The sequence below is a fragment of the Synechococcus sp. H60.3 genome (assembly GCF_047462295.1).
Lineage (GTDB): Bacteria > Cyanobacteriota > Cyanobacteriia > Thermostichales > Thermostichaceae > Thermostichus.
Genome location: NZ_JANSIY010000067.1, coordinates 1 through 8874, shown reverse-complemented (window position 1 = coordinate 8874; position 8874 = coordinate 1). Strand labels below are relative to the sequence as shown.

General features: G+C 60.6%; 9 protein-coding genes and 1 tRNA gene. 3 read left to right on the top strand and 7 right to left on the bottom strand.

From position 1 onward, the window contains the following. Window positions 1-244: 244 nt before the first annotated feature. Entirely contained in the window at window positions 245-1405 is a 1161-nt protein-coding gene (locus NW841_RS08385; protein WP_414386074.1) for a DegT/DnrJ/EryC1/StrS family aminotransferase, read from the bottom strand. A 222-nt stretch (window positions 1406-1627) separates the two neighbouring features. Here NW841_RS08385 and NW841_RS08380 point away from each other — a divergent pair, with 222 nt between their 5' ends. Further along, window positions 1628-2641: a glycosyltransferase family 9 protein gene (locus NW841_RS08380; RefSeq protein WP_414378039.1), complete on the top strand. Its 1014-nt coding sequence runs from the start codon at window positions 1628-1630 to the stop codon at window positions 2639-2641. 96 nt (window positions 2642-2737) lie between these two features. Here the strand turns inward: NW841_RS08380 and NW841_RS08375 are convergent. The 5 genes from NW841_RS08375 to NW841_RS08355 form a co-directional block, all read right to left on the bottom strand. Next, window positions 2738-2818: transfer RNA gene (locus NW841_RS08375), tRNA-Leu, on the bottom strand. A gap of 345 nt (window positions 2819-3163) precedes the next feature. After that, window positions 3164-4135 (bottom strand): M23 family metallopeptidase, encoded by a 972-nt coding sequence (locus tag NW841_RS08370; RefSeq protein ID WP_414370951.1) that lies wholly within the window; start codon window positions 4133-4135, stop codon window positions 3164-3166. 28 nt (window positions 4136-4163) lie between these two features. After that, window positions 4164-4985, bottom strand: coding sequence for a biotin--[acetyl-CoA-carboxylase] ligase (locus NW841_RS08365; protein WP_414386073.1), 822 nt, complete (start codon window positions 4983-4985; stop codon window positions 4164-4166). Window positions 4986-5002: 17 nt separating this feature from the next. Continuing rightward, window positions 5003-5647, bottom strand: a complete 645-nt coding sequence (locus tag NW841_RS08360) for a DUF3318 domain-containing protein (protein ID WP_414365696.1) — start codon at window positions 5645-5647, stop codon at window positions 5003-5005. Beyond that, entirely contained in the window at window positions 5644-6381 is a 738-nt protein-coding gene (locus NW841_RS08355) for a pyridoxine 5'-phosphate synthase (RefSeq protein WP_414370954.1), read from the bottom strand. The genes NW841_RS08360 and NW841_RS08355 overlap by 4 nt, the downstream gene beginning before the upstream one ends. A 182-nt stretch (window positions 6382-6563) precedes the next feature. Between NW841_RS08355 and NW841_RS08350 the strand changes: the two genes are divergently transcribed. Next, window positions 6564-7631 carry a hypothetical protein gene (locus NW841_RS08350; protein ID WP_414365698.1) on the top strand — a complete coding sequence of 356 codons (1068 nt, stop codon included), beginning with the start codon at window positions 6564-6566 and terminating at the stop codon, window positions 7629-7631. A gap of 129 nt (window positions 7632-7760) precedes the next feature. Here NW841_RS08350 and NW841_RS08345 read toward each other — a convergent pair whose 3' ends face one another. Next, window positions 7761-8159: a hypothetical protein gene (locus tag NW841_RS08345; protein ID WP_414386072.1), complete on the bottom strand. Its 399-nt coding sequence runs from the start codon at window positions 8157-8159 to the stop codon at window positions 7761-7763. A 126-nt stretch (window positions 8160-8285) separates the two neighbouring features. Between NW841_RS08345 and lepB the strand changes: the two genes are divergently transcribed. Then, a partial coding sequence (gene lepB / locus NW841_RS08340) for a signal peptidase I (RefSeq protein WP_414386071.1) occupies window positions 8286-8874 on the top strand: 589 nt, incomplete at its 3' end.

The window sequence follows — 8874 nt, the reverse complement described above, 5'->3', positions numbered from 1 at the left end:
CATTGAGCTACGCGATAGGGCAAGTCCCGCAAATTTACTGGTCGGATCCTTCCTGCCATTCGCGTCAGCAGGACGGAGTCCTTTCGAGGCGGAATCGGGACAGTTGCGGTGGCACAGCAGTTACAGGCTAGCGATGGTGCTCTGGGGTTTTTCCTCAGACCTTTGAGGGATCGTCCGAGACAAGGTAGCTATCGTTGCGTTGGCCGGAGAATATCTGTACTTCGCAGCGTAAATGGATCAGGGGCTAGGGGCAGGGTTGTTCTGTGAGGATTTCGGCAATGGCCGCGGCCACTCGCTCTTGTTGCCGGAGGGTCAGCTCGGGAAAACAGGGCAAAGACAACACCTGGGCAGCACAGAGTTCGGCATTGGGCAAATCCCCAGGTTTGTACCCCAACTTTTTGCGGTACACCGGCTGCAGATGCAGAGGGATGGGGTAGTAAACGCGGCTGGCAATGCCCCGCTCCTGCAACTGCCGTTGCAAAGCATCACGCCGCCGTGAGTCGGTTGGGTGGGAGCCAGGCACCCGCACCGTGTACTGGTGCCACACCGAGTTGCCCCCCACCGCCACCTGGGGCAGGATGAGGCCAGGGATCCCCTGCAACAAGCGGTGATAGGACTCGGCAATGGCCTGCCGCCGCCAGTTCCACTCCCGCAGGTAAGGCAGCTTAGCCGCGAGGATCACGGCCTGCAGCGCGTCGAGGCGGCTGTTGAGGCCAATGTATTCGTGGTGGTACTGACAGACCTGGCCGTGTTCTTTGAGGATGCGCACCTGGCGGGCCAGTTGCGGATCCCGGGTTACCACTGCCCCGCCATCCCCTGCTGCCCCCAAGTTTTTGGTGGGAAAAAAGCTAAAGCAGCCGATATCGCCCCAGGTGCCCACTGGCCTGCCCCCCCAGCAGGCTCCTACTGCCTGGGCGCAATCTTCCACTACTGCCAACCCATGTCGCCGCGCAATGGCCAGGATCTGGGTCATGTTGGCTGCCTGGCCGAACAAATGCACTGGGATTATGGCTTTGGTGCGGGGAGAAATGCTCTTTGCCAGAAGCTGGGGATCCAGGTTAAAGGTGCAGGGATCCACATCCACGAACACCGGGCGTGCCCCTACCAAATCAATAGCCTCGGCAGAGGCAAAAAAGCTAAAGGCAGTGGTGATGACCTCATCGCCCGCTTGGATCCCCAAGGCCCGCAGGGCCAATACCAAAGCATCAGTGCCGGAATTGCAACTGACGGTCTCCAGGTCGCCGCCGCCAAGAAACTGGGAGAATAGCTTCTCAAAGCGCCGCACCGCCTCTCCCCCGATGTACTGGCCAGAGGCCAGCAACGCCTCCACCTCAGGCAGAAGGGATCCAGCCAGAGCGCGGTATTGCAAAGTTAAATCCAGCAGCGGGATAGGCTCGTCCGTCATGGGGGTGAGGGGGGGGTAGCGGCCACAGCCCATCATCGAGGATAAAAGCCGGTGGAGACAACGCTCTGGCACCAAATTGGGCTTTTTTGAAGCTTAGTTGCTGAGCGAGCGGCTGGGATTCAGCCTCGCTCCGGATTGAGCCTAAGCTAGAGTGAACGCGGTACATTTCTGACCAGGGATCCCCTAGGCTGGATACAGCTACAGCTATCGACAGGATGCTCTATGCAGGTTGCTTCTCAACAAGTTGGCGGCAAAGCGCCTTTAGCACCCCGAATTCTAGCTTTGGTGCCGGGAGGGATTGGCGACCAAATTCTTTTTTTTCCCACCCTGGCAAGTTTGCGGCAGCGGTTTCCGGAGGCTGAGCTGGAGGTGATGGTGGAGCCGCGGTCGGCGGCTGCCTACGAGCTCTGTCCCTCGGTGAATCGGGTGCTGACCTTTCCGTTCAAAGAGCAGCTTTCGTTGGGAGATATCAGCGATCTGCTGGGGCGAATCCGGGAACGGCAGTACGACGCCGTGCTGAGCCTGGGCAGAGGGCTGGGGGTCAAGCTCCTGCTCTGGCTGACCGGGATCCCGAAGCGGGTTGGCTATGCCCCTCCGGGTCCAGGTCGGCCTTGGCTCACCGACCCGGTGCCCCTGAAGCCGGCCCAATATGCAGCGAGCATGTATCACGACCTGTTACAGGGGTTTGGCATTGCGGCGCCGGCAGGCTTGCCCCAGATTCGCCTGAAAAAAACAGCTTTGGAATGGGCGGAGCAAGAGCGCAAGCGCCTGCTAGGGGATGCTGCCAAAGATTATGTGCTGTTGCACCCCGGCGCCAGCCAACTGTCACAGGAGAAGGGAATTCAGAAGATCTATCCCCCCGTCAACTGGGTCAGGGTGATCAAGGGCTTCCGGGAAAAGCGCCCTGAGCTGCCACTGGTGCTGCTGTTGGGGCCGGAGGATGAGAAACTGGCGGAGGGGTTTCTGTCGCAACTGCCGGATCTACCAGTCAGTCGTCCTCCCCAACTGGGCCAACTGGCGGCCTTGATCGCCGGGTCAACTCTGCTGCTTTGCACCGATAGCGCCCCCATGCATCTGGCGGTGGCCACCCAAACCCCTCTGGTAGCTCTGTTTGGCCCCACTGAACCGGAACGGCTGCTGCCCGCTGAGGGGCCGTTCCGCGCCGTTAAGGCTGCCAACGGAGTGATCGACTCGATTGCTCCTGAGCAAATCTTGCAAGTGATCTTCCCCGGCTAGCGACAGAAGACTTCCCCCAAGACCAGCCCAAAAGGTTAACAGTTTTTTCTTTCTCCCCCTAGGAGAAGGGCCGGGAATGAGGAGCTTGTTTGACCATGCGGACGAAGGGACTTGAACCCTTACGCCTTGCGGCACTAGATCCTAAGTCTAGCGCGTCTGCCATTCCGCCACGTCCGCAAAAGCTGACCCCACTGGCCAGTTGTTAGCCGACTCGGATCCCGCTCAATTACTCAATTATGAATTATGCTAACGTGAACGACTCCCGACACTCACCTTTGTTGAGTCAACACAATATGGCTTACACCACACTGCGCGAACCGATAGCGTACGGGCTTCACGCTTCCCCGACTTGTTGGTACAGAGGTCTTAGCGTGCTGCCACTGTGCGATCCACAGTGGGAAACTCTCCAGAGAGTTAACTTATTCTTCTCAATTGTAGGACGAACGGCCGTCATCCCGACACTGATTGGCTCTTGAGTCAACACAATTTACCCATACAGTGCGGGGCTTCCCGCCAATTAAGCTAACCTGGCAACTGGGCAACGGCGACCTTCAGCTCTTCTGTGGCGTCCAAAACCACCCAACCTTGACCCGCTGTCTGCTTCCACAGCTCAAAGTGCAGGTGTGGCCCAGTGACCGCTCCGGTTGCTCCCACATAGCCGATCACGGATCCCTGTTCCACCACTTCCCCGGCTCTTACCGCGACTTCGGACATGTGGCCGTAGCGCGTGCGCCGACTGTCGGCATGCTCCAGCACAACCGTAATTCCCAGGCCTCCCAAGGATCCCGCGCTCACCACCTTGCCGCTCAACGAAGCCAGGATCGGCGTGCCTAGGCTGGCCCCTAGATCCACGCCGGCATGGAACTCTGGCTGGCCGCGGATAGGGTGAATCCGCACGCCGAACCCAGAGGTAATCGGCACGGGGTGGGGCAAAGGATAGAGCAACCGTTCTTCGCCTGCCGCCAATTCGGGCAATGCCGGCGTTGGCAGTTCAGGTGTTTGGGGTTGGCTGGGATCCTCAATGCGAATTTCTTCGCCGGGCATGAGGATGATGCGGCGACCGGAGCTGCGCTCCATCAGCACCACTGGCACCCCACTTTCCGGCTGAGCATCGACAGCCAAGTTCTGGGTCGCCGGCGGCTCCATGATCATTTCCCGCCCCACCACCGTCTCTACGCGGGTTTCTGCCTCTAGAGTTGGAGAGCTGCCAGGTTCGGACGCCAAGCCTGTGGACTCTGGGCTGCCCGTCGGCAGGGGAATGGCGCCATCCAACAGCAGGGCTTCTGCTGCAGGGGTGTCCAGAGCCGGGCCTACCGAGGGAGGGGGAGGCAGAGGATGGAGTTGCGTCTGCGCCAGCAGGGCGGTGGAGGAGAACCAGAGCAGGCCCAGTCCCAACCCTAAGCCCAGCCCTAGCCGCCGCAGCAACCGCGCCCTTCCCGCCAACCTGCTGCCTGGCCAAGAGGGAAGACGCAGCCAAAAAGACTTTGCCGACATGGGCAAGGGATCCATCACCCGCTACAGGTCACTCAGCAGAAAACGAAGGGTCACCGGCGATAGGCAGTTGATAGCTCAGGCGCACCTGGTCGGGAGCAAGGACGAGGATCAGCCCCCCCTGTGTTTGTACCCGCAGCCTGCCATCCCCGGCAAGGCCCAAAACCGTGGCCAGCGTCTCTCCTGGGGGCCATCGAACTTGCGGCTTTACCGCCCAGGCTTCGTACTCGGAGCGCACAGGAGCAAACCCCTCCTGCAGCCAGATCTGAAACCCGCGCTCCATCCCCTGTAAGACCCAGGCAGCAACGGCAGTGCCATCCTGCCCGGATCCCAAGATCTCGGCCAAATTGATTCCCTCAGCGGGCACGGGATTGTTGACATTTACCCCAATGCCAGCCACCAGCCCCAGCAGTTGCCCTCTCTCCCCAAAGCGGCTCTGCACCAAGAGGCCACCCAGCTTGCGCAGAGAACCTGGACACTGCTCATCCACCACCACTAGGTCGTTGGGCCATTTCAGTTGCAGCGGGATCCCCAGTCGCTGTCGTAGGCTGCCCGCAACACCCCAGGCCAGCGTCAGGGTCAACTCCAGCAGCGAACGCCGAAGAGGCGGGGATCCCAGCCAGACCGACAGATACAGCCCCCCCGGCGGCGAGTGCCACACCCGCCCGTGTTGGCCCTGTCCCGCCCGCTGGCGGGTACTCACCAAAGCCGTGCCCAGGGGAAGCGGCTGAGGGAAGCGACGACCCCAGTCCAAGAGCAGCCGGTTGGTGGAATCGGTTACTGCCACCTGCAAGAGGTGGTGGCCCCATGCCCCCTGGCCCACCAGGGATCCCAGCCGCGAGGGAGAGAGCATGGCTAACTCCCCCAGCCCTAGCTCAACACGATATCTTCCGCCGGGCGTTGGGCCAACCGCTTCAGGTTTTGGTAGCGCAACATGTCTAGCAGGTCGTTGCCGGAACGCCCCTCCAGACGGGCCTCTAGGTGCAGCGCCTGCCCTAAGGCCTCCACCGCCTGCAGCCGTGGGATCCCGCGCAACACCAGGCGATCCACGGCGTAGGCATCGGCGGCCAGAAGACGGCGGTCGTTGGTCTGGTCGCGGCGCAACTGCCAAAGCGCCAAGCCGCTCAACCCTCCCGAAACCGTTGCCCCCACCGGGTCTTGCTGCACGACCTCGAAGATCAGGCTCAGCCCTCCCAGAGCCGCTATGGCCAGGTAAAAGTCGATTTGCCGCGAGGCTGCCCGGCTGTAGTAGCCCACCTTGTGGAGAAACAGCCCTGCCCGCTGCAGGGGAGTGAACTGTCGCCACTCGTAGGGCTTGATGAACAGCCGCATCTGCCGTTCCCAGGGCATTTGCCGACGGCCCTTGATCACCACCGTCTGCCGTTCCGAGGCCGGCAAGATCTTCACACTCTCCCGCATGCTGGCGGGCAGCAGATCCAGCAGGCGCTCGACCTCAGCCTGGTCGAGAACGTAGTTGTCGTAGCCGTTGTCGTAGCCGTAGTACTCCGAGTTCATGCCGGGCCTACTCCTGAGCTTAATCCCATCGCCTGACGCATCTCTCGCACCGCCCGATCCAACCCCACCAGCACCGCTCGACTGATGATGCTATGGCCGATGTTCAGCTCTTCCATGCCAGGGATCCGTGCCACCGGGCCGACGTTCCAGTAGGTGAGGCCGTGTCCGGCGTTCACCCGCAAGCCCAGTTGAATCGCCTGTTGGCTAGCCTGCCGAAGTTGGGCCAACTCCGCCTCTTGTTGCGCTTCCGAGGACGCCTCCGCATAGCGTCCCGTGTGCAGCTCCACCCAGCGGGCCCCCACCTGGGCAGCGGCGGCAATTTGGATGGGATCGGGATCGACAAACAAGCTGACGGGAATGCCAGATCCCTGCAGTTGGCTGACCACCTCGCTAAGACGCGACACCTGCCCTGCCACATCCAGACCCCCCTCGGTGGTGATCTCTTCTCGCCGCTCGGGAACTAAGGTGACATAATCGGGCTTGATCTCCAGTGCAATGGCTACCATCTCGTCGGTGGCGGCCATCTCCAAGTTGAGGTGGGTGCGCACCGTCTGCCGCAACAGCCGCACATCCCGATCCTGAATGTGACGGCGATCCTCGCGCAAATGCACCGTGATCCCATCTGCACCTGCCAACTCGGCAATTACTGCCGCTGCCACCGGATCCGGCTCTACGGTGCGGCGAGCCTGGCGCAGTGTGGCAATGTGGTCGATGTTAACTCCAAGACTTAACAAGGCCTGACTGCTGTGGGTGTAAAGGATTCTAGAATGCTCCTAGTATTACATTATTCAATTTGCGCTGGTCAGACGAGCCTGGATGCTGTGGGGTTCAGACGGCGGGGGAGGCAGCCTTTACTCTATGATCAAAATGCTCGAAAGTGACGTCTCGCCTGTGCGGGATCCACTCCAGGCTTGCCATGACTGATCCAAATGCCTCGCTGGCGGTGGGACCACACTCAATTATTGACCGGGCGCGGGTGCCGGCCCTGATTGCCCAGTACCTGCCGGTGGAGATCTGCATTTACTACCAGGTTGTGCCCGTGGCCCTGGATACCGATAGCCTCATTTTGGGCATGGTGGATCCCCAGGATTTGGCGGCGTTGGACTACGTGAGCAAGATGCTCGCCTATTCCCAGATCTCCGTTGAGCCGATCCCAATTACTTTTGAGCAGCAGCAGGATTTAATTGCCTACTACTTTAGCCACCCACCCAGCCCGGCAGAGGTGGAGCAGCTCCGCCTGCAGGTCCACGCTAACCGCACCACTCGGGAAGTCCCTGCTCCCGTAGCTGGGCCGCCCAGCCGACCGACTCCCACCCAGCCGCTGCCGGCACGGCCAACGGCTCCGCCCCTTCCTGCTGACGAATCGGAAGAGACGGTGCAGCAGTTGCTGAACTCAATGCTGCGGCGGGCTTTAGACGAGAAAGCAGAGCAAATTTTTGTAGAACCCCAGGAGGGAGTGCTGTGCCGGGTTCGCTACCGCCAGCAGGGGATTTTGCGGGATCTGTTCAAGGAACTCTCGGAGTCGATACGGGCAAAGTTGATCGCCGCCATGAAGCGGATGATGGCTCTCGATCCCAACCTCATCGGGGAGCCGCAGCAGGCAGAGGCGGAGCGGCTGTACCGGGGGGAGCCACTGGTGCTGCAGTTGCGCATTATCCCCCAGCCTTCTAAAAGCGGGCCAGGCTCCCCTCCCAGGGAAGGGGCCATCCTCAGCATTCTGCGAGGAGAAGCCCTCCAGAAGTATCAGCAAGGCCAAAACCGCCTCCGCGTCTCCGAGACTGTGGCTTTGGCCCAACAAACCCACCAACTGCTGCAGCAACTGCAAGTGGCCCTTAGCAGCACCCTGGGGAAGCTCAAGCAATATCCCACTCCCCCTGACAGCAACTGGCTCCTGATGGCAGAGACGTTAGCGGCCATTCAGGCCCAGGCCCAGATGATCGCTATCCACCAGCAGGACTGGGAAAAACTCACCTCCGGCAGTTGATCCCCCATGGGCATTTCGATGCAGGCCAGGCCATTGCTCTCCTGCCCCAATCCCTGCCTGTAGGAGTCCAGGAGCCTCTCCTCAGCGCCCCAGGCGTCCCATTCCCACGACAACCTGAGCGGCTTCTTCCTAACGGGATCCCTCCCGCAACAGCACCAAAATGACTCCGGCAATAATGCTGATGGTGGCGCCGGCAATCAGGCTGGTGGCTAGACGTTCCAGCCGTTCCCCGATGCTCTGAGCGGTGTCGAACTTAAAAGTCAGTTTTTCCAGGTCACCTGACAGTTTCTCGACGTCGCCCGATAGTTTCTCGACGTCGCCCGATAGTTTCTCGACGTCGCCCGATAGTTTCTCGACATCGCCCGATAGTTTCTCGACACGCTCTGAGAGCTTTCCAGTATCTCCTGCGAGCCGATCGATCCGCTGCAAAATTTCCCCTTGTTGTTGGCTGAGGTGGGCTATTGCTTGGCTGTTGGTCTCGACCAAGCGCTCGAGCCGCTCTAGGCGCTCTTCTGTTGAAATCGTCATGGGGTTTGCAAGTTACAGGCTACGTGTCTCTCGATCGTAAGCTACTGGCGGCCATTCGTCTTTTCGATGCTGGCTCCTGCTGGGTGCGATAATCTTGAGATCGTGCAGTCTTGTGCACTAGCCGCCATGCCGTCAAAAGATCCGACGTCTTTGCCCCAGCCCAAGCTGTCGCCAGGGGAAACCTCCGCCGGCTCCAGCTCCCGCACCTGGTGGCAGGCTCAGCGGGAGAACTTGCTGACAGTGGTGCTGGCGCTGCTGTTGGCCTTCGGCATTCGCACCTTTGTGGCGGAAGCACGTTGGATCCCATCTGATTCGATGCTGCCCACCCTAGAAGAAGGGGATCGGCTGGTGGTGGAAAAGGTCAGCTACCGCTTCAGCTCCCCCAGACGGGGCGACATCATCGTCTTCTACCCGCCTGCCAAGCTGAACTTCGACGGTGCCTACATCAAGCGGGTGATCGGCCTGCCGGGAGATCGCATCCGCATTGCCGATGGCAAGGTGATCGTCAACGGCATCCCGCTCCAGGAGGACTATATCTACGCTCCCCCCAATTACTCCTGTCCGGGCGAGCGCTGCCCCGGCGTGCCCAACCAGGGATCCGAATTTCTCGTCCCCCCCGGCTCCTATTTTGTGATGGGGGACAACCGCAACGACAGCCAAGACTCCCATGTGTGGGGATTTTTGCCGGAAGAGAACATCATCGGCAACACCATCT